General features: G+C 70.6%; 22 protein-coding genes and 1 riboswitch. Of the genes, 7 read left to right on the top strand and 15 right to left on the bottom strand.

Annotated features, from left to right (window positions below; all coding sequences use genetic code 11):
* The first annotated feature begins 175 nt into the window (after positions 1 to 175).
* The gene (locus HNQ79_RS16770; RefSeq protein WP_185031807.1) at positions 176 to 1,471 is read left to right on the top strand and encodes a PTS transporter subunit EIIC; all 1,296 of its coding nucleotides are present in this window, start codon (positions 176 to 178) and stop codon (positions 1,469 to 1,471) included.
* A gap of 291 nt (positions 1,472 to 1,762) precedes the next feature.
* Positions 1,763 to 3,043 (top strand): PTS transporter subunit EIIC, encoded by a 1,281-nt coding sequence (locus HNQ79_RS16765; RefSeq protein WP_185031805.1) that lies wholly within the window; start codon positions 1,763 to 1,765, stop codon positions 3,041 to 3,043.
* A gap of 123 nt (positions 3,044 to 3,166) precedes the next feature.
* Here the strand turns inward: HNQ79_RS16765 and HNQ79_RS16760 are convergent, their stop codons facing one another.
* Positions 3,167 to 3,919 (bottom strand): MBL fold metallo-hydrolase, encoded by a 753-nt coding sequence (locus HNQ79_RS16760; protein ID WP_185031804.1) that lies wholly within the window; start codon positions 3,917 to 3,919, stop codon positions 3,167 to 3,169.
* A gap of 405 nt (positions 3,920 to 4,324) precedes the next feature.
* On the opposite strand from HNQ79_RS16760, the gene HNQ79_RS16755 reads away from it, so the two are divergent.
* Positions 4,325 to 4,837 (top strand): type II toxin-antitoxin system PemK/MazF family toxin, encoded by a 513-nt coding sequence (locus tag HNQ79_RS16755; RefSeq protein WP_185031802.1) that lies wholly within the window; start codon positions 4,325 to 4,327, stop codon positions 4,835 to 4,837.
* Positions 4,838 to 5,164: 327 nt separating this feature from the next.
* Complete coding sequence (locus tag HNQ79_RS16750; protein ID WP_185031800.1) at positions 5,165 to 6,394, top strand: acyltransferase family protein; 1,230 nt, start codon at positions 5,165 to 5,167, stop codon at positions 6,392 to 6,394.
* 80 nt (positions 6,395 to 6,474) lie between these two features.
* Here the strand turns inward: HNQ79_RS16750 and HNQ79_RS16745 are convergent, their stop codons facing one another.
* From HNQ79_RS16745 to clpS, 10 genes are all read right to left on the bottom strand, one after another.
* Entirely contained in the window at positions 6,475 to 7,425 is a 951-nt protein-coding gene (locus tag HNQ79_RS16745; protein WP_185031798.1) for a PLP-dependent cysteine synthase family protein, read from the bottom strand.
* A 1-nt stretch (position 7,426) separates the two neighbouring features.
* Positions 7,427 to 7,711 carry a MoaD/ThiS family protein gene (locus tag HNQ79_RS16740; protein WP_185031796.1) on the bottom strand — a complete coding sequence of 95 codons (285 nt, stop codon included), beginning with the start codon at positions 7,709 to 7,711 and terminating at the stop codon, positions 7,427 to 7,429.
* 100 nt (positions 7,712 to 7,811) lie between these two features.
* Positions 7,812 to 7,922: a putative leader peptide gene (locus tag HNQ79_RS34535; RefSeq protein ID WP_311772298.1), complete on the bottom strand. Its 111-nt coding sequence runs from the start codon at positions 7,920 to 7,922 to the stop codon at positions 7,812 to 7,814.
* A gap of 69 nt (positions 7,923 to 7,991) precedes the next feature.
* Positions 7,992 to 8,765 carry an ABC transporter ATP-binding protein gene (locus HNQ79_RS16735; protein ID WP_185031795.1) on the bottom strand — a complete coding sequence of 258 codons (774 nt, stop codon included), beginning with the start codon at positions 8,763 to 8,765 and terminating at the stop codon, positions 7,992 to 7,994.
* A 28-nt stretch (positions 8,766 to 8,793) separates the two neighbouring features.
* Entirely contained in the window at positions 8,794 to 9,840 is a 1,047-nt protein-coding gene (locus tag HNQ79_RS16730) for a FecCD family ABC transporter permease (protein WP_185031793.1), read from the bottom strand.
* Between the two features lie 6 nt (positions 9,841 to 9,846).
* Positions 9,847 to 10,848, bottom strand: coding sequence for an ABC transporter substrate-binding protein (locus HNQ79_RS16725; protein ID WP_185031791.1), 1,002 nt, complete (start codon positions 10,846 to 10,848; stop codon positions 9,847 to 9,849).
* A 37-nt stretch (positions 10,849 to 10,885) separates the two neighbouring features.
* Positions 10,886 to 11,000, bottom strand: a riboswitch (cobalamin riboswitch).
* A 159-nt stretch (positions 11,001 to 11,159) separates the two neighbouring features.
* Positions 11,160 to 11,576 carry a M67 family metallopeptidase gene (locus HNQ79_RS16720; RefSeq protein WP_185031789.1) on the bottom strand — a complete coding sequence of 139 codons (417 nt, stop codon included), beginning with the start codon at positions 11,574 to 11,576 and terminating at the stop codon, positions 11,160 to 11,162.
* 89 nt (positions 11,577 to 11,665) lie between these two features.
* Positions 11,666 to 13,186, bottom strand: a complete 1,521-nt coding sequence (locus HNQ79_RS16715; RefSeq protein WP_185031787.1) for an alanine/glycine:cation symporter family protein — start codon at positions 13,184 to 13,186, stop codon at positions 11,666 to 11,668.
* A gap of 417 nt (positions 13,187 to 13,603) precedes the next feature.
* Positions 13,604 to 14,203, bottom strand: a complete 600-nt coding sequence (locus HNQ79_RS16710; RefSeq protein ID WP_185031785.1) for a DUF2017 domain-containing protein — start codon at positions 14,201 to 14,203, stop codon at positions 13,604 to 13,606.
* The gene (gene clpS / locus HNQ79_RS16705) at positions 14,203 to 14,517 is read right to left on the bottom strand and encodes an ATP-dependent Clp protease adapter ClpS (protein WP_185031783.1); all 315 of its coding nucleotides are present in this window, start codon (positions 14,515 to 14,517) and stop codon (positions 14,203 to 14,205) included. Before clpS ends, HNQ79_RS16710 begins: the two co-directional genes overlap by 1 nt.
* A gap of 107 nt (positions 14,518 to 14,624) precedes the next feature.
* Here clpS and HNQ79_RS16700 point away from each other — a divergent pair, with 107 nt between their 5' ends.
* Together HNQ79_RS16700 and HNQ79_RS16695 are read left to right on the top strand one after the other, a co-directional pair.
* A complete protein-coding gene (locus HNQ79_RS16700; RefSeq protein WP_185031781.1) occupies positions 14,625 to 16,004 on the top strand; it encodes a nicotinate phosphoribosyltransferase in 1,380 nt (459 codons plus the stop codon).
* Positions 16,005 to 16,162: 158 nt separating this feature from the next.
* A complete protein-coding gene (locus tag HNQ79_RS16695; protein WP_185031779.1) occupies positions 16,163 to 16,747 on the top strand; it encodes an isochorismatase family protein in 585 nt (194 codons plus the stop codon).
* 74 nt (positions 16,748 to 16,821) lie between these two features.
* Here HNQ79_RS16695 and HNQ79_RS16690 read toward each other — a convergent pair whose 3' ends face one another.
* Together HNQ79_RS16690 and HNQ79_RS16685 are read right to left on the bottom strand one after the other, a co-directional pair.
* Positions 16,822 to 17,130, bottom strand: coding sequence for a hypothetical protein (locus HNQ79_RS16690; RefSeq protein ID WP_185031777.1), 309 nt, complete (start codon positions 17,128 to 17,130; stop codon positions 16,822 to 16,824).
* A 156-nt stretch (positions 17,131 to 17,286) separates the two neighbouring features.
* Complete coding sequence (locus HNQ79_RS16685; protein WP_185031774.1) at positions 17,287 to 19,767, bottom strand: immune inhibitor A domain-containing protein; 2,481 nt, start codon at positions 19,765 to 19,767, stop codon at positions 17,287 to 17,289.
* 394 nt (positions 19,768 to 20,161) lie between these two features.
* Between HNQ79_RS16685 and HNQ79_RS16680 the strand changes: the two genes are divergently transcribed.
* Positions 20,162 to 20,521, top strand: a complete 360-nt coding sequence (locus HNQ79_RS16680) for a hypothetical protein (RefSeq protein ID WP_185031772.1) — start codon at positions 20,162 to 20,164, stop codon at positions 20,519 to 20,521.
* A gap of 23 nt (positions 20,522 to 20,544) precedes the next feature.
* On the opposite strand, the gene HNQ79_RS16675 is transcribed toward HNQ79_RS16680, so the two are convergent.
* Together HNQ79_RS16675 and HNQ79_RS16670 are read right to left on the bottom strand one after the other, a co-directional pair.
* Positions 20,545 to 21,234, bottom strand: coding sequence for an RDD family protein (locus HNQ79_RS16675; protein WP_185031770.1), 690 nt, complete (start codon positions 21,232 to 21,234; stop codon positions 20,545 to 20,547).
* Between the two features lie 185 nt (positions 21,235 to 21,419).
* Positions 21,420 to 23,099 (bottom strand): RDD family protein, encoded by a 1,680-nt coding sequence (locus tag HNQ79_RS16670; protein ID WP_185031768.1) that lies wholly within the window; start codon positions 23,097 to 23,099, stop codon positions 21,420 to 21,422.
* Positions 23,100 to 23,223 lie beyond the last annotated feature (124 nt).

Below are 23,223 nucleotides of genomic sequence, written 5' to 3'. Positions count from 1 at the left end.
CCGCTTCGTCACGTTAACCCACGGTTGGCCCATCTTCTCGGGCGCGTGGGGTGGGTGTGACGAAAGATGACGATCACCGGTAGTGCGTGGTCGTTCGTGCTCCGGGACCGTATCGCAACTGGTCTACACCAGTGTGCAACACCCGTGCCGGTCGGCTTGTTCCGGGAGGACGTCCATGAGTGTGCAGAGTTCGGCGAAGCCGTCGCCGAAGTGGTGGAACGGCCTGTTCCAGGGGCTCCAGAAGATGGGGCGGAGTCTGCAGCTGCCGATCGCGGTGCTGCCTGCCGCGGGCATCCTGAACCGGTTGGGTCAGCCGGATGTTTTCGGCAAGGACGGGCTCGGGTGGGAGAACGTCGCCAAGGTGATGTCGGGGGCGGGCGGTGCGCTGCTCGATCCGAACATCGGGTTGCCGCTGCTGTTCTGCGTGGGTGTCGCGATCGGCATGGCCAAGAAGGCGGACGGCTCGACGGCGCTGGCGGCGGTGGCGGGTTTCCTCGTGTACTTCAACGTGCTGCGCCAGTTCCCCAAGGACTGCGAGGGCGGTGGGACGCCGGTGCTGACCGGCTGCCGGGCGGCGGACGGTACGGTCTCGGCCTTCGCGTACCAGAATCCGGGCGTGTTCGGCGGCATCGTGATGGGGTTGCTGGCCGCGTACTTCTGGCAGAAGTACCACCGCACGAAGCTGGTGGACTGGCTCGGTTTCTTCAACGGCCGCCGGCTGGTGCCGATCATCATGTCGTTCGTGGCGATCGCGTTCGCGGCCCTGTGCCTGTGGGTGTGGCCGCCGGTCGGCAACGCACTGGAGAGCTTCAGTGACTGGCTGATCGGCCTGGGCGCTCTGGGGGCGGGGATCTTCGGTATCGCCAACCGCGGTCTGCTGGTGATCGGCCTGCACCAGTTCCTGAACGTGCCGATCTGGTTCCAGTTCGGCAGCTTCACCAGGCCCGACGGCACGGTGGTGCACGGTGACATCAACCGTTTCCTGGCGGGCGACCCGACGGCGGGGCAGTTCACCACCGGCTTCTTCCCGATCATGATGTTCGCGCTGCCGGCCGCGGCGCTCGCGATCACGCACTGTGCGAAGCCGCACCGGCGGAAGGCGGTGGGCGGTCTGATGCTGTCGGTGGGTCTGACGTCGTTCGTCACCGGCATCACGGAGCCGCTGGAGTACTCGTTCCTGTTCATCGCGCCGGTGCTGTACGTGATCCACGCGGTGCTGACGGGTGTCTCGATGGCGGTGACGTGGGGGCTGGGTGTCAAGGACGGCTTCAGCTTCTCGGCCGGTCTGATCGACTACGTCATCAACTGGGGGCTGGCGACGAAGCCCTGGTTGATCATTCCGATCGGGCTGTGCTTCGCGCTGGTGTACTACGTGCTGTTCCGGTTCGCGATCACCCGCTTCAACCTGCCGACTCCGGGGCGTGAGCCGGAGGAGCTGGAGGAGGAGATCGAGCGGGAGAACGTGAAGTAGCCGCCCGCCGCAACCAGCTGTATACGGCAACGGGTTAGGGGCCTCCACCCCTCCCCCGCAGGCCCTCGGACCCATGCGGTCCGGGGGCCTTTGTCCGTTGTGGGGCGCTATGTCCCGCACCACCGTTTTCGCGGGTTCCTTATCCCGCCCTCACCGTGTTACAACTGGTCTACACCACTGAGTGGTGTAGACCACGCGGGCCCGATCGTACGGCCGTGTGAACCCCCGGAGACGCCGCCGTCCCCCTCTTTTCCATGTCCTTGGCGGCGCCTTGCCCCCATGGAGGATCAGATGTCCCAGGCCAGCGCTGCCGCACCCGCGGCCGACAAGAAGAAGGGCGCAGGCGTGATGGCTGTCATGCAGCGCATCGGCCGCAGCCTGATGCTGCCGGTCGCCGTGCTGCCGGCGGGGGCGCTGCTCATCCGCCTCGGCCAGAACGACATGCTCGGCCGGGAGAACTTCCCGACGTTCATCACCAAGATCGCCGGATACATGGCGGCCGGTGGTGACGCGATCATCGGCAACATGGCGATCCTGTTCGCCGTGGGCATCGCGATCGGCTTCGCCAAGAAGTCGGACGGCTCGACGGCCCTGGCCGCCGTCACGGGTTACCTGGTCTTCCAGAAGGTGCTCGCCACCTTCACCGACAGCAACCTGCCGAAGGTCGCCGCGGTCGTCGACGGCAAGATCGTCATGAACGACGCACCGGTCAACGCCGGCGTGCTCGGTGGTGTGGTGATGGGCATCATCGTCGCCCTGCTGTACCAGAAGTTCTACCGGACGAAGCTGCCCGACTGGGCGGGCTTCTTCGGTGGCCGCCGCCTGGTCCCGATCCTCTCCGCCTTCGCGGGTCTGCTCACCGGCATCGTCTTCGGCTTCATCTGGCCGGTCCTCGGTACGGGTCTGCACAACTTCGGTGAATGGCTGGTCGGTTCGGGCGCGGTCGGCGCCGGCATCTTCGGCGTCGCCAACCGTGCGCTGATCCCCATCGGCATGCACCACCTGCTGAACTCCTTCCCCTGGTTCCAGGCGGGTTCGTGGCAGGCCGACGGCGCCACCCACTCCGGCGACATCGCGCGCTTCCTGCACGGTGACCCGAGCGCGGGTCAGTTCATGACCGGCTTCTTCCCGATCATGATGTTCGCCCTCCCGGCGGCCTGCCTCGCCATCGTTCACTGCGCCCGCCCGGAGCGTCGCAAGGTCGTCGGCGGCATGATGTTCTCGCTGGCGCTGACCGCCTTCGTGACGGGTGTGACCGAGCCCATCGAGTTCACCTTCATGTTCCTGGCCCCGGCCCTGTACGCGGTCCACGCGGTACTGACCGGTGTCTCCATGGCCCTGACCTGGGCCCTCGGCATGAAGGACGGCTTCGGCTTCTCGGCCGGCCTGATCGACTACCTGCTGAACCTCGGCAAGGCGACCAACCCGCTGGGGCTGGCGCTGGTCGGTCTCTGCTTCGCGGTGATCTACTACGTCGTCTTCCGGTTCGCCATCACCAAGTTCAACATCCCCACGCCGGGCCGCGAGTCCGACGAGGAGCTGGCCGAGCTGCAGAAGGCCGAGGCCAAGTAGGCTTCGCCGACTGACTGTTGTTTACGGGAAGGCCCCCGGAACCCTTGGGTTCCGGGGGCCTTCCCGTGTTCCGTGGCACGGGTCCTGCCGTGGGATGCGTCCTGTCGGACCGCGGTGTGCGGGTCAGACCTCGTAGACCGCGCCCCGGGCGGCCACGTCCACCGGCCCGTCGTACACCTCGCGGGCGTCGTGCACGTTGCGCTGCGCGTCGGTCCACGGCGGGATATGGGTGAGGACGAGGCGGCCGGCCTCCGCACGGGCCGCGTGCTCGCCCGCCTCGCGGCCGTTCAGGTGGAGGTCGGGCAGCTCCTCCTTGCCGTGCAGGAACGATGCCTCGCACAGAAGGAGGTCGACGTCCTGGGCGAGGGTGTGCAGGGCCTCGCAGGGGCCGGTGTCCGCGGAGTACGCGAGGGTGCGGCCCTCGTGTTCCAGGCGGATGCCGTACGTCTCGACGGGGTGGCGCATCCGCTCCGTCGTGACGGAGAAGGGGCCGATCTCGAAGGTCCCGGACTTCAGCGTGTGGAAGTCGAAGACTTTGCTCATCGAGTCGGAAGTGGGGGTGGAGCCGTGCGCCGCGGTGAGGCGTTCCTCCGTGCCCTCCGGGCCGTAGACGGGGATCGTGGGGGCCATGCCGCCGTCGTGGCGGTAGTAGCGGGTGACGAAGTAGGCCGTCATGTCGATGCAGTGGTCGGCGTGCAGGTGGCTGAGGAAGATCGCGTCCAGGTCGTACAGACCGGTGTGGCGCTGCAGCTCGCCGAGGGCGCCGTTGCCCATGTCGAGGAGCAGCCGGAAGTCGTCGGCCTCGACGAGGTAGCTCGAACAGGCCGATTCCACGGACGGGAACGACCCCGAGCAGCCGACGACGGTGAGCTTCATTGAGCGGTGACCTCCGAGTGCGGGTGCGGGGAGGGGGTGGCGTGCGCGCGGCGCGGGGCGGGGAGCGCACGGATGGGTCGAGCGTAAGGCGCGGCAGGGCCCGCCGCTCCTCGGCGGTGTGCGGTTGTGGGGGAACTCACCTGGGGTGTCACCGGATCGGGGGGCGTGCGGTGGGGCGTGAACTGGAGGTGGGGGGTGTGGGGTTGGGAGGACGAGGGGGCGGCCCGGGGTGGGGGTGCGGTGGGTGGGGCGGGAGGGCGGTTGGGGGGCGTGGGGTGCACCGTGCGGTGGGGGCCGCCCCCATGCCCGCCCGTTCCCCCCCGGGGGGCGGCCCCGCCGCCCAAGGGGGCTACGGGGGCGGGGTGCGTGGTGCTGCGGGGGTGGGGCGCCGGTACCGTCGGGCGCATGGATACCTCGTGGTGGTTGGCGCTGCTCGGTGTGGTGGTGCTGGCTCTGGTGGCGGCGCTGGCCGACGGATGGGGGCGCGGGAACCGGGCCGGGCGTACCCGTCCCTGGGGACGTACTCGCCCGCCGGGGCGGCCGACCGGTCCGCGGCGCAGGCCCGGGAGGGCGGGGAAGCCGGGGCGGGCGGGGAAGCCGTCCGGGCGTTTGCCGCAGGCCGGGGAGATCTGGTGGGCTGATGTTCCGTTCGAGGACGGGCCCGGGTCGAAGGACCGGCCGTGTCTGGTGTTGTCGGTACGTGGGGACAGTGCGCTCGTCGCGAAGATCACGAGCAAGGACCATCACGACCGTTCGCGTGTGATCGCGCTGCCGCCGGGTTCGGTGGGGGACGCCGAGGGGCGGCCGAGCTTCCTGGAGACGGACGAGTTGCGGGACGTGGCGGTGGAGGAGTTCCGCCGTCGGGTGGGGGTCGCGGATCCGACGGTGTGGGACAAGGTGCGGCATTTGGCTCAGTAAAAGCTGTCGGGGGCGGCCACTGCGGGCTGTGCGACGTGTGGGGCGCGGGTGTGTTCGTCCGCGCACTCTCCCGGGTGACGCAGGGGTACGGGGGATGCGTTGGCGCGGTGACTGAACAGCGGGATGCCGAAGCGGGGGGGTACCCCGGTGGCGGCACAGATCAAGACGGGTGCGCGGCGGGGGCCTTGGGGGCGTTAGCCTGGTGCGCCATCGGACCAGAGGGCGCTTTCAGCCCGTCAACACAACCGTTCATTCCTGGTCACGACAGAGCACGACTTGCGCACAACTTTTGCTCCTCCCCCATGTCCCCGACGTACTGAGAAGCCTGTGACTGCGACGCTCACCGCTCCCCGTCCTAGCCTCGTCCCGCCCTTTCGGTCCTCCGCGTCCCCCACGGCGCTGCCGAATCGGCTCGACTCACTCACCAGTCTGAGATTCTTCGCCGCCTTCGCGGTCTTCGCCCATCACTTCTCCGGGCACGGCAAGGGCACGGGCTACGGAACCGCGCCCGCGCTCTTCCCGTACTCGATGATCGGCGGGCACGGAGTCACCTTCTTCTTCGTGCTCTCCGGCTTCCTGCTGACCTGGGTCTTCAAGCCGCAGGAGCACCCGCTCGCGTTCTACTGGCGGCGTATGGCGCGGATCTGGCCGGCTTCCCTGGTAGCCGCCGTCCTCGGTGTGTACGCGTACTACATCGCCGCGCACGAGCACATCGACTGGCCGAGCCTGCTGGCCTCGCTGTTCCTCGTGCAGACCTGGTTCCCGGGCGTGACGCCGACGCTGCCGGGCAACGAGGTGACCTGGACGCTCAGCGTCGAGCTGCTTTTCTACGCCCTGTTCCCGCTGGCCGCGCGCATCGCGGTGCGGTACCGCACCCGGACGCTGGCGCTGGCGACCGCGGCCGGTCTGGTCGGCATGTGGGCGGTGAACTGGTGGGCGGCGGCCAACTTCTCCGGTCCCGGCGAGGGCTGGATCATGCGCAACCCGCTGGTCTACCTGCCGCAGTTCCTGCTCGGCATGACCGTCGCGCTGGCGGTGCGACGCGGCTGGCGGCTGCCGATGCGCCCCATCGTGCCGGTGCTGCTGCTCGGGGTGTTCGTGTACGGGTACTACCAGGGTCGGGCGTCGCTGCCGGATGCGGTCGTGGCGCAGCTGGACTACACGGTGCGGCCGGTGATGGCGCTGCTGTCGATGCTGATCATCGTGGCGTTCGTCCAGCGGGAGATCAACGGTCACCGGGGCGTCCTGAACCAGCCGGTACTGATCCTGCTGGGCGCCTGGAGCTACGGCTTCTACCTGCTGCACCACTCGGTGTCCCGGCTCGCGACGTACGCGTGGGGCCGGGCCGGGGACGACAACAGTGTGCTGTTCGACCTGCTGGGTGTGGGTCTGGTGGTAACCGCGATGTCCTGGGCGCTGTTCCACTACGTGGAGGAGCCCGCCGCGCAGTGGCTGAACCGGAAGCTGCCGCAGCGGCTGCGCCGCAGGTGGAACGCGTCGCCGGACGTGCCGCCGTCGGTCGAGGTGGCGGGGGCGCGGGTGCCGTCCGCGCGCTGAGTCCTGCCGTACGTGCGTGAAGGGGTCCGGCACACCGTGTGGTGTGCCGGACCCCTTCTCGTGTGCATGGCTGCCGGGGCCTAGGCCCAGAGCTGGCCCTGCAGGGTGTCGATGGCGGCCTCGGTGGTGGGGGCGGTGTAGACGCCGGTGGAGAGGTACTTCCAGCCGCCGTCGGCGACGACGAAGACGATGTCGGCGCTCTCCCCCGCCTTGAGCGCCTTCTTCCCGACGCCGATCGCCGCGTGCAGGGCGGCTCCCGTGGAGACGCCCGCGAAGATGCCCTCCTGCTGGAGGAGTTCGCGGGTGCGGGTGACGGCGTCGGCGGAGCCGACGGAGAAGCGGGTGGTGAGGACGGAGGCGTCGTACAGCTCGGGGACGAAGCCCTCGTCGAGGTTGCGCAGGCCGTACACGAGGTCGTCGTAGCGCGGTTCGGCGGCGACGATCTTCACGTCGGGCTTGTGCTCGCGGAGGTAGCGGCCGACGCCCATGAGGGTGCCGGTGGTGCCCAGGCCCGCGACGAAGTGGGTGATCGCGGGGAGGTCGGTGAGGATCTCGGGGCCGGTGGTGGCGTAGTGGGCGCCGGCGTTGTCGGGGTTGCCGTACTGGTAGAGCATCACCCAGTCGGGGTTCTTCGCGCCGAGTTCCTTGGCGACCCGTACGGCCGTGTTGGAGCCGCCCGCCGCGGGGGACGGGATGATTTCCGCACCCCACATGGTGAGCAGGTCGCGGCGTTCCCGGGAGGTGTTCTCGGGCATGACGCAGACGATGCGGTAGCCCTTGAGCCGGGCGGCCATGGCCAGGGAGATGCCGGTGTTGCCGCTGGTCGGCTCCAGGATGGTGCAGCCGGGTGTCAGCCGCCCGTCCTTCTCGGCCTGTTCGACCATGTGGAGCGCGGGGCGGTCCTTGATGGAGCCGGTCGGGTTGCGGTCCTCCAGCTTCGCCCAGATCCGTACGTCGTCGGAGGGCGAGAGGCGGGGCAGCCGTACGAGGGGGGTGTTGCCCACGGCGGCGAGCGGGGAGTCGTAGCGCATGTCAGCGGGAGCCGCCCGCGACGGCGGGCAGGATCGTCACGCTGTCGCCGTCGGCGAGCTTGGTGGAGATGCCGTCGAGGAAGCGGACGTCCTCGTCGTTGAGGTAGACGTTGACGAAGCGGCGCAGCTGGCCCTTGTCCTTCTCCACGATGCGCTCCTGGATGCCGGCGTGGCGGGTCTCCAGGTCGGCGAAGAGGTCGGCGAGGGTGTCGCCGCTGCCTTCGACGGCCTTCGCGCCGTCGGTGTGGGTGCGGAGGATGGTGGGGATGCGGACCTCGATGGCCATGGCGTGGGCTCCTGTCGGGAGGGCGTTGTACGTGCGTGAAGGGCGCGCGGCGGCTCGTCCCCCCGCGCGGGGGCATGCGTGTTCGCAGACGTGCGGTGCTTCAGGCCGTACAGATGGCGCTGTCGAGCCTGCACAGGTCGACGTGCAGGCGCGCAACAAGCAGCACGGTGCTGCTCGGCGTCGTCTTCGCTGTCACGTCATGGGCAACCATGCGGTCATCGTATAGATTCCCGGCCCGTTTCCCGGCATGTGGTCTCACATGCCGAGCAGGATGCTTCCGTTATGCGGACGGCGGGAGGTAGACGACGGTCGGCGCACCGGTCGTCGGGTGGCTGCCGACCTCGGCGTCCACGCCGTAGACCTGCCGGAGGAGGCCGGGTGTGAGGACTTCCTTGGGGGTGCCGGAGGCGACGATCCGGCCGCTGTCGAGGACGTAGAGGCGGTCGCAGTAGTACGCGGCGAGGTTGAGGTCGTGCAGGGCGAGGAGGTTGGTGGTGCCCAGGTCGCGTACGAGGGTGAGGACTTCGAGCTGGTAGCGGATGTCGAGGTGGTTGGTGGGCTCGTCGAGGACGACGAGGGCGGGTTGCTGCACCAATGCCCGCGCCACGAGGGCGCGTTGGCGTTCACCGCCGGAGAGGGAGGGGAAGGCTCGGTCGGCGAGGCCGCCGATTCCGACCCGCTCCAGGGCGTCCCGTACGAGGACCGCGTCGGCGGCGGTGTCGGCCTCCCAGAACTTCTTGTGCGGGGAGCGGCCCATCGCGACGACTTCCCGCACGGTCAGTTCGAAGACCGCCTGCCCGTCCTGCGGGACGGTCGCCAGGCGCTGGGCGCGCTTCTTGGCGCCCATGGCGTGCAGGTCCTCGCCGTCGAGGAGGGCGCGGCCGTGGGTGGGGGCGAGGGTGCCGTAGACGCAGCGCAGGAGGGTGGTCTTGCCGCTGCCGTTGGGGCCGACGAGTCCGACGGTCTCGCCCTCGCCGGCCTCGATGTCTACGGCGTCGACGAGGTGGCGGCCGTCGGTGCCGTAGCTCAGCCCTTCTGTGCGCAGGACGCTCACGCCGGTGCTCCTTCGGTGCGCAGGACGCTCATGCCGGTGCTCCTTCGGGGCGGCGGCGCAGCAGCCACAGGAAGAACGGGCCGCCGACGAGGGCGGTGAGGATGCCGACGGGGATGTCCTGGGGTTCGGCGATGACGCGGGCGCCGAGGTCGGCGAGGACGAGGAAGGCGGCTCCGGCGAGCGCGACGACGGGCAGCAGGGTGCGGTGGGAGGCGCCGACGAGCATGCGGGCGGCGTGCGGGACGAGCAGGCCGATGAAGCCGATGGCGCCGGAGACGGCGACGAGGACGCCGGTGACGAGGGAGGTGAGTACGAAGACCCAGGCCCGGAAGCGGGAGGTGTCGAGTCCGAGGACCGTCGCTCCCTCCTCTCCCACCAGCATCAGGTCCAGCGGCCTGGCGAGGGCGACGAGCAGCGCGGTTCCGGCGGCGAGGACGACGGCGGGCAGCGGCAGCATGTCCCAGCGGGCGCTGCCGAGACCGCCGAGGGTCCAGTACATGGCCTCCTGGAAGTGCTCGCGCTTCGCGGAGGTGACCATGACGAGGCTGGTGAGGGCGGACAGGATGTACGCGACGGCGACGCCGGCGAGGACGAGGCGGGTGCCGGTCATCTGTCCGCCGCGGCGGGCCAGGGTGTAAACGAGGACGAGGGCGAGCAGTGATCCGGCGAAGGCTCCGGCGGGCATGGTGACGGTGGTGGCCAGTCCCAGGGAGCTGCCGAGGCCGAAGACGATGACGAGCACGACGCCCGCCGACGCGCCGGAGGAGATGCCGAGCAGGTACGGGTCGGCGAGCGGGTTGCGTACGAGGGCCTGGAGAACCGTGCCGACGACCGCGAGTCCGGCCCCGACGACCGCTGCGAGAAGGACGCGTGGCATCCGCACGTCGAGCACGATCGTGCGGAAGGGGCTGGGTTCGGCGCCGCCGGTGACGATGCCGAGGACCTGGGCCGCGGGTATCCGGACCTGCCCGAGGGCGAGTCCGGCGACCATCGCCGCCGCGAGGGCGGCGGCGAGGACGGTGAGGACGAGGGTGTAGCGCAGCGGCCCGCGGGCGGGCGGGGTCTTGCAGCTCACGGCCGGTTACTTCTTGAGTTCGGGGTGGAGCTGGTGGGCGAGGCGTTCGATGGCGGCGGGTGCGCGGACGCCCACGACGAGTTCGGACAGGGGCATGACGGCGAACTTCTTGTTCTTGATCGCCGGGACGTCCTTGAGGGCGGGGTCGTCGAGGAGGCGCTTCTTTTTCTGCTCGACGGTCGTCGACCCGTAGTCGATGATCATGATGACGTCGGGCTTGCGGGTGACGACCTGTTCCCAGGAGGCGTCGGCGAAGGGTTTGGGGACGTCCGCCATGACGTTGGTGCCGCCCGCCCGGGTGATCATCTCGTTGGCGATGCCCTTGCCGCCGGCGGTGGAGGCGGTCTTGTCGCCGCTGTCGTAGGCGAAGACGCTGACCGGCTCGACGCCCTTGAGTGCGGCGGCGGTGTCGTCGACGGTCTTCTTCGCGGCGGCGACCCAGCTGTCGGCGCGGGCGCCGACGCCGAAGGTGCGGCCGACCTCGGTGACCTCGCGGTAGATGTCGTCGACGGCGCTGGAGCCCTCGGTGCAGTACTCGATGTTCAGCCGGGAGTCGATGCCGGACTTCTTGAGATCCTCGCGGCCGCGGCCCTGCTTGGGGTCGAAGGCGGAGGCGTAACCGCCGTACACGAAGTCGGGGTTGGCCGCCAGGAGCTTCTCCTTGGAGGGGTACTCCTTGGCGACGACGGGGATCTTCGCGTAGTCCTTCTCGTACTTCGGCAGGACCTTGTCGTCGAGGTAGGCGCTGCCGGTGACGGAGGAGGCCAGGCCCAGCTCCAGGAGGATCTCGGTGGCGTGCTGGTTCATCGCCAGGGCGCGCGCGGGGGGCTTGGTGAAGGTGGTCCTCACGCCGCAGTTCTCGACGGTGTACGGGAAGCCGGGGGCGGCCTTGGCGTCGTCCTTGGTGCCGGTGGCGTCCTGTGTGCCGCCCGCGCAGGCGGTGAGCGGGAGCAGGGTGGCGGCTGCGGCGGTCAGGACGAGCGCGGTGCGGGTACGGCGAACGGGCATGCGGGGGCCTCCTTGGGGGATGTCCTCGTCCCCTGGTGCGGATGGGAGGCGGCAGGTCAGTTCCTGGCTGGCAGACGCTCGCGTCTGGTCACAGTGGCGGGACCGCACCGGATTCGCACCGGCTTCCTGGGTCCTGCCGCCCAAGTCGGCCACAGTGTCTCACCCGGGACGTGGGCGGTCCGCACCGGCCGCGGCGGGGGGCCGGCGCGGCCAGCGCGGTCCGGTGCGGTCCGGTGCGGTCCGGGTACCGTCGTCGCGGGTCCGGGCGGGAAGGGCGCGGTGGTTGCGGGAGGGATGTCCGTGTCCGGCCGCTAGCCCACGACCTGGACCTCCTCCTCCGTGATCACTCCGTCCACGATCCGGTACGAACGGAACTGGAAGTCGCCGAGGCCGTCGGTGTCCGCGGTGGAGACCAGGACGTAGTGCGCGCCGGGCTCGTTCGCGTAGGTGACGTCCGTGCGGGAGGGGTAGGCCTCGGTCGCGGTGTGCGAGTGGTAGACGATCACCGGTTCCTCGTCCCGGTCGTCCATCTCGCGGTAGAGCTTCAGCAGGTCGCCGGAGTCGAACTCGTAGAAGGTGGGCGAGCGGGCCGCGTTGAGCATGGGGATGAACCGCTCGGGGCGGCCGGTGCCCTCGGGGCCCGCGACCATGCCGCACGCCTCGTCGGGGTGGTCGGCGCGCGCGTGGGCGACGATCTGGTCGTACAGGGTGCGGGAAAGGGTCAGCATGCGGGCCAGGATATGCAAAGGGTCCCGCCCGTACCGAGGGATGGTACGGGCGGGACCGCATGCTGGACGGCCGGGGTGCCGGCGGCGGGTTATTCGACCGGTTCGGCCGTCTTCCGCAGCGCGTCGGCCTTGCGGCCCTTCGCGTACTCCAGGAAGGAGGCCAGCTCGCGCTTGACGACCGGGGCGAGCAGGTAGAGCCCGATGATGTTGAACACGGCGAGCATGAAGAGCACCGCGTCGGCCATGTCGAACAGGGTCGACAGCGAGAGCATCGCACCGGAGGCGGCGCCGATGCTGTAGAGGACCTTGAAGGTGATCTCGCTGGCCTTGCTGCGGCCGAAGAGGTACGACCAGGCCTTGAGACCGTAGTAGCCCCAGGTGAGCACCGTGGAGAAGGCGAACAGCAGGACCGCGACGGTCAGCAGCATGGGGAACCAGGGCATCACGGTGGCGAAGGCGTCGGAGGTGATGGTGACGCCGCCGATGTCCTCCTTCGTCTCGCGGGCCTTCAGCCAGCTCGCCGGGTTGGCGACGACGATGGTCAGCGCGGTCATGGTGCAGATGACGACCGTGTCGATGAACGGCTCCAGCAGGGCGACCAGGCCCTCGCTCGCCGGGTGCTTGGTCTTTACCGCGGAGTGGGCGATCGGCGCGGAGCCGAGACCGGCCTCGTTGGAGAACGCGGCCCGCTTGAAGCCGACGATCAGTGCGCCGATGAGGCCGCCCGCGACGCCCTGGGGGTTGAACGCCTCGGTGAAGATCGTGCCGATGGCGGCGGGCACCGCGGTGACGTTGACGAGGATGACGGTCAGGCAGGCGAGCACGTACATGATCGCCATGGCGGGGACCAGGCGGCTGGTGACGGAGGCGATGGAGCGGATGCCGCCGATCAGTACGATGCCGACGAGGGCGGCGATCAGCAGGCCGAAGAAGAGGGCGCCGCTGGAGGAGCCGATGAAGCCGTCGTCGCCGCCGGTGACGGAGGCGAGCTGGGCGTAGCTCTGGTTGACCTGCAGCAGGTTGCCGCCGAAGAGACCGAAGAAGAGGATCATCACCGAGGCGAGCACGGCGAGGACCTTGCCGAGTCGGTGTCCGCCGTTGCCGAAGCGCTCCTTGAGGCCCTTGGGCAGGTAGTGCATGGGGCCGCCGGAGACGGTGCCGTCCTCGTGCACCTCGCGGTACTTCACACCGAGGGTGACCTCGACGAACTTGGTGGCCATGCCGAGCAGGCCGCAGAGGATCATCCAGAACGTCGCGCCGGGGCCGCCGATGGTGACGGCGACGGCGACACCCGCGATGTTGCCGAGGCCGACGGTGCCGGAGACGGCGGCGGTGAGCGCCTGGAAGTGGTTGACCTCGCCGGCCGAGTCCGCGTCGTCGTACTTCCCGCGCACCACGTCGAGGGCCAGCTTGAACTTGCGGAGCTGGACGAAGCCGAACCAGAACGTGAAGACCAGCCCGGCGACGACGAGCCAGGCCACGATGAGCGGCAGTTCGGTCCCGGCGACGGGCACGGAGTAGAAGACGACTTCGGTGAGCCAGGTGGAGATCGGCTCGAAGAAGCCGTTGACGGCTTTGTTGACGTCGCTGGTGATGGAGTCAAGTGACATGGGTGCTACCTCGGTGGCGCAGGACAGCCACGCTGTAGGGCGCGGCGTGCGGAAATACGGGCTTGAGCGAACGCCGTTGTCCGATCGGCGATGTCAGGGCGTACGGGAGTCCGTGGACGTCCGTGGACGTGGACAGGGGACGTCTGCGATTGCGTGGAATCCGTGCTGCCTCGGCCGTGCGCGCTGGCGGTCTGCCAGTCCTGTTCCGTCCCGGCGGGGGGTGGTGCCGGGGGCGGAGTTGTGCAGTCTTACCACGCGTTACGGCCCCGGTAATGTGACCCAGGTCACTCACTCATCGGGCGAAGGCCGTAAACGGCGCATCTCGGCTCATACGGTAATAGGATCGTTATCCGCATTTGAGCGTCCGCTGAGCGAACGCTCATATCCCAAGGGGTGGACAAGAGCAGTCGGCGTCCGCTACGGCAGCAGGGTGTCGACCAGGGTCTCCTGCAGACCGCCCAGCCACAGGTACGCCATCACCATCGGCTTGCGCGGATCGTCGTCGGGCAGCGAGTACAGCTCGTCGCTGCCGTCCTCGTCCGTGATCTCCAGCCGGGAGGCGATCGTCAGACGCAGATCGTTGAGGGTGCCGAGCCAGCGCCGCGACGCGTCCGCGTCCAGCTTCAGTACGAGACCGGGCCCGGCGCCCGCGGCGGCCGGGGCGAGTGCGTCCAGTGAGCGTACGACGGACAGCGCGTCCTCGCGCTTCCTGGTCCGCAGGTCGTTCTCCGTGAAGCGGCGGAACTCGGCGGAGGCGGCGAGCAGCTCCGCGTCCGGCTCCGAGCGGGGATCGACGTACGCCTCGGGGAAGAGGCGGGCGAGCGCGGGGTCGGCGGGCGCTTCGCTGGGCCCCTCGGCGAACAGCGCGGCGAGCGGGTCCTCGCCCTCGACCGGCTCGTCGCCCGGACCGATCATCTCCAGCAGCTGCACGGCCAGGGAGCGCAGGATGGACGTCTCGACCGGGTCCAGGGCGACGGCCGCGCCGCCGCCGGGGACGGCCTCGAAGTAGCCCGGCATCAGGTGCGGTCCTGGGAGAGGGTCGCCCACAGTCCGTACCCGTGCATCGCCTGCACGTCGCGTTCCATCTCCTCGCGGCTGCCCGCGGAGACGACCGCCCGGCCCTTGTGGTGGACGTCGAGCATCAGCTTGTTCGCCTTCTCCTTGGAGTATCCGAAGTACGTCTGGAAGACGTAGCTCACGTAACTCATGAGGTTGACCGGGTCGTTGTGGACCAGGGTCACCCAGGGGGTGTCCGGCTCCGGGACGACGGACGTCTCCTCGGCCGACTCGGGGCGTTCGATCTCTACGGGGGCGACACTCACGCTTCCCATGCTGCCACCGCAGGGGGCCGGTCGCACAAACGGCCCCCGGCCGACCGTGACCCCGACGGCCCACTAGATTTCGTCACTCTGACGAGATAGGGGGTAGCATCCGTCGTATGAACACAGCGGATCCCGGGCTGCGGGAAGAAGAAGAGGGCGAAGCTTCTGGGCAGGGCGGCGGGGGTGGGCGACGGGTAGGTGTTCCCTCGACGGCTCTCTTCACCGACCAGTACGAACTGACGATGCTCCAGGCGGCGCTGCGCGGCGGCACCGCCGACCGGCGCTCCGTCTTCGAGGTCTTCACCCGCCGCCTGCCCTCCGGGCGGCGCTACGGCGTCGTCGGCGGCACCGGGAGGGTCCTGGACGCGGTGGAGAACTTCCGCTTCGACGCGGACGTTCTCGCCTTCCTCCGCGAGCAGGGCATCGTCGACGAACCCACGCTGGAATGGCTCGCCTCCTACCGCTTCGGCGGCGACATCTGGGGCTACCCGGAGGGCGAGGTGTACTTCCCCGGTTCCCCGATCCTGCGCGTCGAGGGCAGCTTCGCGGAGTGCGTGCTGCTGGAGACGGTGATCCTCTCCATCCTCAACCACGACTCGGCGATCGCCGCCGCCGCCTCCCGCATGGCGGCCTCGGCGGGCGGCCGCCCGCTGATCGAGATGGGCGCCCGGCGCACCCACGAGCTGAGCGCGGTGGCCTCGGCCCGCGCCGCGTACGTCGGCGGTTTCGCCTCCACCTCCGACCTGGCGGCGGGCTTCCGCTACGGCATCCCCACCGTCGGCACCTCCGCCCACGCCTTCACCCTGCTGCACGACAGCGAGCGCGACGCCTTCCGGGCCCAGGTGGACTCGCTGGGCAGCGGCACCACCCTGCTCGTCGACACCTACGACGTGGCCGAGGCCGTCCGCACCGCCGTCGAGGTCGCGGGCCCGGACCTCGGAGCGGTACGGATCGACTCCGGCGACCTCCTGCTGGTCGCCCACCGGGTCCGTCAGCAGCTCGACGAGCTGGGCGCCACCAGCACGCGGATCGTCGTCACCTCCGACCTCGACGAGTACGCCATCGCCTCCCTCGCGGCCGCCCCGGTGGACGCGTACGGCGTCGGCACCCAGCTGGTCACCGGCAGCGGCCACCCCACCTGCTCGATGGTCTACAAGCTGGTGGCCCGCGCGCAGTCCGCCGACCCGAAGGCCCCGCTGGTCCCCGTCGCGAAGAAGTCGCTGGGCGCGAAGTCCTCGCGCGGCGGCCGCAAGTGGGCGGCCCGCAGGCCCGACGCGTACGGGATCGCGGAGGCGGAGGTGGTCGGCACCGGTCAGGTCCCCGCCGAACTCGCCGACCACCTGCTCCAGACCGAGCTGGTCAAGGGCGGCGAGGTCGTGGCCCACGAGCCGCTGGACGTCGCCCGCGCCCGGCACGTCCGCGCCCGCGGCGCGCTCCCGATGTCCTCGGTGCAGCTCTCCCGGGGCGAGCCGGTCATCCCGACCGAGTACGTGTGACCCACGGTCACCCCGGCCGGGTACGCGCGCCGCACCCGCACCCGTGGCCCCGCATGCCCACTCCCCCCAGGCCGCCGGAGTCTCTACCCTCGTAGGGGACGAACGGCTTCCACCGGACCGGGCCCCCTCGACGGGGCCCAGTGATTGAGGACCATGCCATGCACCGCGCCCTGATCGTCGTCGACGTGCAGAACGACTTCTGCGAAGGCGGCAGCCTCGCGGTCGCGGGCGGGGCCGACGTCGCCGCCGCGATCACCGAACTGATCGGCGACTCCCAGGCCGGCTACCGGCACGTCGTCGCCACCCGCGACCACCACATCGACCCCGGCGACCACTTCTCGCCGAACCCCGACTACGTCCGGTCCTGGCCGGTGCACTGCGTCGCCGGGACGGAGGGCGTGGGCTTCCATCCGAACTTCGCCCCGGTGGTCGCCTCCGGCGCGATCGCCGCCGTCTTCGACAAGGGCGCCCACTCGGCCGCGTACAGCGGTTTCGAGGGCTTCGACGAGAACGGCGTCACCCTCGCCGACTGGCTCCGCGCCCGGGACGTCACCGAGGTCGACGTCGTCGGTATCGCCACCGACCACTGCGTGCGCGCCACCGCACTGGACGCGGCCCGCGAGGGCCTGACCACACACGTCCTGCTGGACCTGACGGCGGGTGTCGCCGCGCCCACCACGGAGGCCGCGCTGGAGGAGCTCCGGGCGGCGGGCGTGCGGCTGAGCGGCAAGCCGGTCGTGTGAGCCGGCCCCGCGCGCAGCCGGGTGTGCGGGACCGCCCGTGGGCCGGGCGGCCGGAAGCCTTGCGGGGCGCCCGGTCAGCCCGCGGGCCGCAGGAGGGCGCGTATCGGGTGCCAGAGTTCCTGGCGGCACTGCGGGGCCGCGCGCCACAGCAGGCCGTCGGGGTGGTGCAGTACGGCGGTGATCTCGTCCGGGGTGGGCGGCTCGGCGTTCCCGCGGAGGTAGACCGCGCGCAGCCCCAGGTTCCGCAGCCTGGTCAGGGCGCGGGAGCGGTTCGCGGCGTGCACCAGGATGCGGACCCGGTCGCCCGAGGGACCGGGACGCGGCAGGTTCAGGGCCACGACGACACTCCCGTTCGGGAGCCTGTTGAAACCTCCGGCGGACATGCCTGTCACTCCCCCGTCCGACGTCCCGGATCTCCCCGTGAGACATCGCGTCAATAGCGGTTACGTAAGAGGCATCTAAACGCGATCGGCCGCCGCCCGCTAGAGGGACGACGGCCGATCATGCTCTGACCTGCAACTATGGCGGGAAAGTGACCTTTAGCGGCCGGACTTTCCGACCAGGATCGTCATCGTCCGGCCGTCCGGCGGCTGGCTCACGAGGGAGATCCGGGTGTTGGTGTCAGTTGTCTGGACGCTGCCCGTGGGGTTGTCCTTCGACCAGTAGGTGTTCTTGCGGTCGTCGAAGTACGGGACGCCGAGCCGGCCCGGGATGCGGGTGGGTTTGCCGTCCTTGTGGAGGGTGAAGCCCGGGTTCGGGTACCAGCTGAAGGCGGCGTCGTACGGCTGGATCTTGTTGGAGATCAGCTTGCCGTCGTGCGCCCACTTCAGCGGCTCGTGGTGGGCGTCGACCGGCAGCAGCAGGCCCTTGCCCGGGTGCTCGCTGACGTTGTTGTTGCGCTGCGAGGTGTCCCACTGCCAGATCATCAGGCCGGGCCGGTACGCGTAGTGCTCCACCCAGTCGGGGCGGTCGGTGCCCCGGAACCCGAAGTTGTACGGGCCTGCCTTGAGGGTCTTGTCGTACGACACGTACTGGCGGTTCTCCGCGAGGTAGTACTGCGGGAAGTCGCCGACGACCGACTCGCCGACGCGCGAGAAGCCTCGCGCGGTCCAGCCGTTGTCGCCGCCCTCGGCGTTGTCGGTGAACAGAGCGGTGCCGTCCGCCTTGACGGTGATCGCGTCCGCCGTAAAGCCCTTGCCGCCCGCGCCGCCGTCCGTCTTGTAGCGGAACCGGACGCCGATCTTCTTCCCCGCGTAGGCGTCCAGCGGGTAGACGAGCTGCTTGTGGGTGCCGGAGACACCGGTCAGGGCGGGCTTGTCGCCGCCGTCGCGGCTGATCGTCTCGCCGTCGGCGGTGCCGTCGATGGTCTGCCAGCTCGCGCCGCCGTCCGTGGACACCTGCGTGTACAGGTAGTCGTAGTCGGCCTCGATGTCCCACCAGCCGGTGAGCTCCAGGGACGCCTTGGTCCGGCCGGTGAGGTCGACGTCGCGCTCCAGCGTGGTCGACAGGTCGTCGCCGTAATCGCTCCACCACTGCTTGGTGCCCTCGGCGGGCTTCACGACCGAGGTGGCGACGTTCTTCTTGGGCGGCAGCTCGACGACAACGGCCTGCGGGTTGCGGGTGTTGTACGCCGAGACGCCCAGCTTGTGCAGGGAGGTCGTGCCCGCCTTCGCCTTCTCGTAGTCGAGCCAGCCGAGCTGGAGTTTGTCCCAGGCGGTCATGTCGCCGGGAAGGTCACCGATCTCGTTCCGGCCGGTGCCCAGCCAGGAGCCCGCCGACATCAGCGACCAGAAGCCGACCGAGTTCTCGGCGCCGTTCGTGGTGTCGTACAGGTCCGGCAGGCCCAGGTCGTGGCCGTACTCGTGGGCGAAGACGCCCAGGCCGCCGTTCTCCGGCTGCGCCGTGTAGTCGCCGACCCAGATGCCGGTGTTGCCGATCGGGGTGCCGCCGGCCTTGAAGCCCGCCGGGCCCGTGTCGCCGTCGTCGCGCGAGAAGGCGTAGCCCCGGTGCGCCCAGACCGCGTCGGTGCCCTGCGCGCCGCCGCCCGCCGAGCCGTCCTCGCCGGCGTGCACGACCTGGAAGTGGTCGATGTAGCCGTCGGGCTCGTTGAAGTTGCCGTCGTTGTCGTGGTCGGTGCGGTCCCACACGTCGTACTTCGACATGTCGGCCTTGATGTCGGCGTCGGACCTGCCGGCCGCCTTCTGCTGCGCGACCCACGCGTTGACGCCGTCGCGGACCAGGTCCTCGACGTTGGGGCAGTTGTTGCTGCCGCAGTAGTCCGAGCCGTAACGGGCCTCGTTGTACTCGACCTTGACCCAGTCGGAGACGTTGCCGGCCACCGAGTAGCGGCCGGAGGAGGTCTTCTCGAAGTACGTCTTGAGGGACTCGACGGGCTTGCCGTCCGGGCCCTTTCCGGTGCCGAAGTACAGCTGCTGGAAGTGCGCCCGGTCGTAGTCCTTCTTCCAGGCGGTGGAGTTGTTCTTCGTACGGTCCGGTTCGGCTATCCGATTGTGCAGGGGGCCGGGGGTGCCGCCGTACTTCTTGATGGGCGGCTTGGGGCCCGCGCCGTCCGGGTCGTACATGGTGGTGTCGTCGACCTTGTCGCCGAACTCGACCAGGATCGTGAAGATCTGGTCGGTGCGCTCGCGGCCGAGCTCCACGTACTTCTTGTCGTCGAGCTTGACGACCTTCGAGGAGCCGCGCTTCTCGGCCTTCTTGGTCCCCTTGAGGACCTCCTCCAGAGCGCTCTGGCGCTGCTGGGCCTGCTGGGCGCTGTGCGGGCCGTCGATGACGTGGCCCTTGTCCGCCTTGCCGTTCGGCCCGGTCGCACCGTGGACGTGGCCGGCGTGCGCGGCCCCGGGGCCGCCCGCCGGGTCCTGGTGGCCGGCCGCCGCCGGGGCCTGGTGGCCGACCGGGCCGGGGGCCGCCTGCGCGGTGGCGAAGGTCGAGGCGGCGGCAGCGGTCGCGGCGAGCGCCACGAGCACGGCCGTACCTCTGAAGGCACGTCTGTTGCTGGTCACTTGGTGGTGTCCTCCCCCGCGGCCGCCGGCCCGAAAGGTGGGGGGTCCGTCGTACGGCACGCGTCACAAGTGACGTCATTCGACCGGAGATGCAACAGAAAAGACAGACCTTGACATGAACTTGTCGTGCACGCTAGGCAGTTCATCAACTCCGCTATCCGGACTTCCTGTAGGTCACAACTTCCTTGTGGAGGCCGGGGAGCACCCACCGGGCCGCCCCCTGAGGGCGCTCGCGTCTCAAGGCGCGGACGGCGCGATGACGCCGTGCGCCCCCCATGCATCGGTACCGCGTGTGAGGTCACGCTTACCGGGCGTTCCGTGCGGGAAGCTCATGGTCGTAGGGTTCAGCCGAGACCCCGCGACCCCACCCCCGTGCTCCGAGGACGGAACTGCCATGCAGCGGACGCCCCAGACTCCGAACCGGATCCCGATCCCGGCCCCCAGCGCCGCCCAGTGCGGGTACGGGGCGGCGACCGTGGTCCTCGCCACCGTCGCCATGCTGCTGCTCTCGCAGACCGCCTCACCGGTCTGGATCGCGCTCATCGCGTGCGCGGGGCTGGCACTCGGGCTGCTGGTGGCCATGGCGGTGCCGGCGCCGCGCGTGCGCCCGGCCCCCGGGACGGCCCGCGAGACTCCCGCGGGTCCCACGCCCGTCGCCGCGCCCGCCACCGGGACGCACGACGGACTCCGGGTGCCCGGACCCCGCGCGCGTCCCTCGGCGGCCTCGGCGGGCCGGCACTCACTGCACGGCTAGCACCGGGGGGCGGCGGACCGCTGCTAGGCGACGGTGACCACGACGGTCTTCGCCGCCTTGTCGTGCACACCCTGGTGGTAGGGCTTGTCCACGGCGATCATCACCAGCGTGACGACCCACCACAGGCAGGGGCAGCAGAGCAGGGCGGGCAGCAACAGGACCGCGGCGCGTACCAGAGCGGTGTTGGCCGGCGGCAGGCTGCCGTCGTTGAGCATCGCGACCCGCAGGCCCATCAGGCGCTTGCCGAGGGTCTGGCCGGTCTTCTTCGTCATCAGCGTGTCGTAGGCGATGTAGACGACGATGGACAGCACCTGGAAGAGCAGGCTCTTGCCGCTGCTGAACTGGGTGACCGTGTCGCCGAAGTCGTCGGTCGTCTCGGTGACCTCGCGGTACGTCCCGAACGGGATGCTCAGGATCGCCAGCGGGATGCCCACCACGAGCAGGTCGATGAGCCGGGCGAGGAACCGCTTGCCGGTCGAGGCGAGCGGCGGCATACCGGCGAGCGGGTCGTTCCCGCCGAAACCGCCCGTGCCGCCGCTTCCGTAGCCGCCGTCGTACGGGCCTCCGCCGTAAGGGGGCAGCGAGCCACCGGCCCCCGCACCGCCCGGAGGCTGGTCGTAGGGGCTGCCGGCACCGCCCTGCGGGGGCGGCGGGTACTTGCGGAACGGGTCGTTCTCGGGCGGCATGCCGGGCGGCGGCTGATCGGTGCTCATACCGGGAAGTCGACTCCCGGCACCCGGGGCCCGCAAGGGCTCGGGCGCCGTTCGGGGGACGGCGGGGGCCAAGCCGGTGAACGGGCGGCGAGGACTGACTGCCGATCAGGTGACGGACCGTGGGGTCTGCGGGCGTCCGCTCCGTCGTACGCGTCCGCCGTCGGCCACCGTGAGGCGTGCGGGGCTCAGCACTTCCCCGCGACGAAGGTGCGCGCCGCCTTGTCGTGCCAGCACTGCCGCCACGGCCGGTCGAACAGGCACCACAGGACGTTGAGCACCCCGATGCCGAGGATGCCGAGCACCCCGTACACCAGCCAGCGGCGCATCGCCCCGCCGAACCCGGGCGGCTCGTGCTCCTCGATGTCGCGGACCTGGAGCCGCAGGAGCTTCTTGCCGAGGGTGCGGCCCCACTTGGCGGTCGGCACCGCCTCGTACAGGACGCCCAGGACCAGGAACGCGCCCAGGACGGCGGCGAGGATCCCGACCGTGGTGCTGTCCAGCAGGTAGACCGTCACCGTGGTACCGGACAGCTTCGCCGCGCGGATCTTCGCGTCGATGTGGTCGACGGCCCGCATGACGAGCGGCACCGCGACGGCGCCGACCGCCGCGCCCAGTACGAGGGTGTCGATCAGCCGTGCGGCGAGACGACGGCCGAGTCCGGCGGGGCGGGCGGCGGCCTGCTCGCGGGCGGCCTTGGTGAAGTGGTCCTCGACGGGCGGCTTCCACGGGGTGACGGGGCCGTCCGCGGGGACGGGGGCGGGGGCCGGCGCTGCGGTACGGGCCGGGGCCGGCACCGGGGTGCGGGCCGGGGCGGGGGGCTGAGTTGCCGCGGAGGCCCGGGCCGGGGCGGGGTTCTGCGCCGAGGCGGGCGCGGACGGGGCTTCCTGGGAGGGGAGTTGGGTGCGGGGGGCGGAGGGGGTGCGGGGTGCGGGTTTGACCGTACGGATGGACATCGTGCCGTCCGCGGGTGCCGGAGCGGAGGCGGCGACGGGTGCTGGGGCGGAGGACGCGGCCGGTGCCCGTACCGGGGAGGGGGAGCGCACGGGACCTGAGGCGCCGGGCGCCGCTCCGCGGGGGTGGCCCGGCCGGCCGTTGGGCTGGGGGGCCGGGGATTCCAGGGCCGGACGTTCACCGCGAGGGGGCAGCGCGGCGGAGCCGCCGGGCGAACGGGGGTCGGCGCTGCGGGAAGCACCCGCGCGGGTGCCGGGCGTGCGGGTGTCGGCGGACGGGGTGCGGGGCTGGGGCGGGGTGCGGCCGTGCGGCGGGGCCGGGGAGAGGGCGCCCGGGGTCGCGGCGGGCGGGGTGTGCGGCGGTGCGGGGTCGGGCGGGGAGCCGGGGGACGCCGGGGAGCCCCAGGAGACGCGGCGGTCGCGGTCGCCGCCGAAGCCGTCCTGCCGGGAGGTGTCGGCCTGCCAGGCGGGGGAGGCGGGCGCGGGGTCGGCGCGGCGGCGTACCTCCACCTCTGCTCCGGCGTGCTGCGCGCGCGCCCGCTCGGCCTCCTGCGCCCGTTCCTCCTCGTCGAAAAAGAACGGACCGGTCTCCTCCACAGGGGCGAACGGACCCGTCTCCTCCACCGGCGCGAACGGACCGGTCTCCTCCACCGGCGCGGGGGCGGGCGTGGGGGCCGGCACGGGTGCGCGGGCCGGTACGGAAGCCAGGTTCGGAAGGCCCGCGTGGGGAGTGACGACCGGGACCGCGCCGGGGGGCGGGGTGGGCATGGGCTCGCCGGGCGCGGGGGCGGGGCGGCTGGTGCCGGGCACCCACGAACTGCCGTTCCAGTACCGGACATAGCCCGGAATGGACGGATCGGGATAGAAGCCGTGGCTGGTCGCGTGGTCACCGTTGGCCGGTGTGGGGGCGCTCATCACCGTGTCCCGTATCTGTTGGGGGCCTCGTTGTCTGGATTTCCGGGGACCACATCTACCAGACGGCCGCCCACCACCGGGCCGGTCCGGCCGGATGCACCACTTTCCGGTCAATGCGGTGACG

The organism is Streptomyces candidus (assembly GCF_014207445.1).
Lineage (GTDB): Bacteria > Actinomycetota > Actinomycetes > Streptomycetales > Streptomycetaceae > Streptomyces > Streptomyces candidus.
This window is presented reverse-complemented; position numbering and strand designations above follow the sequence as displayed.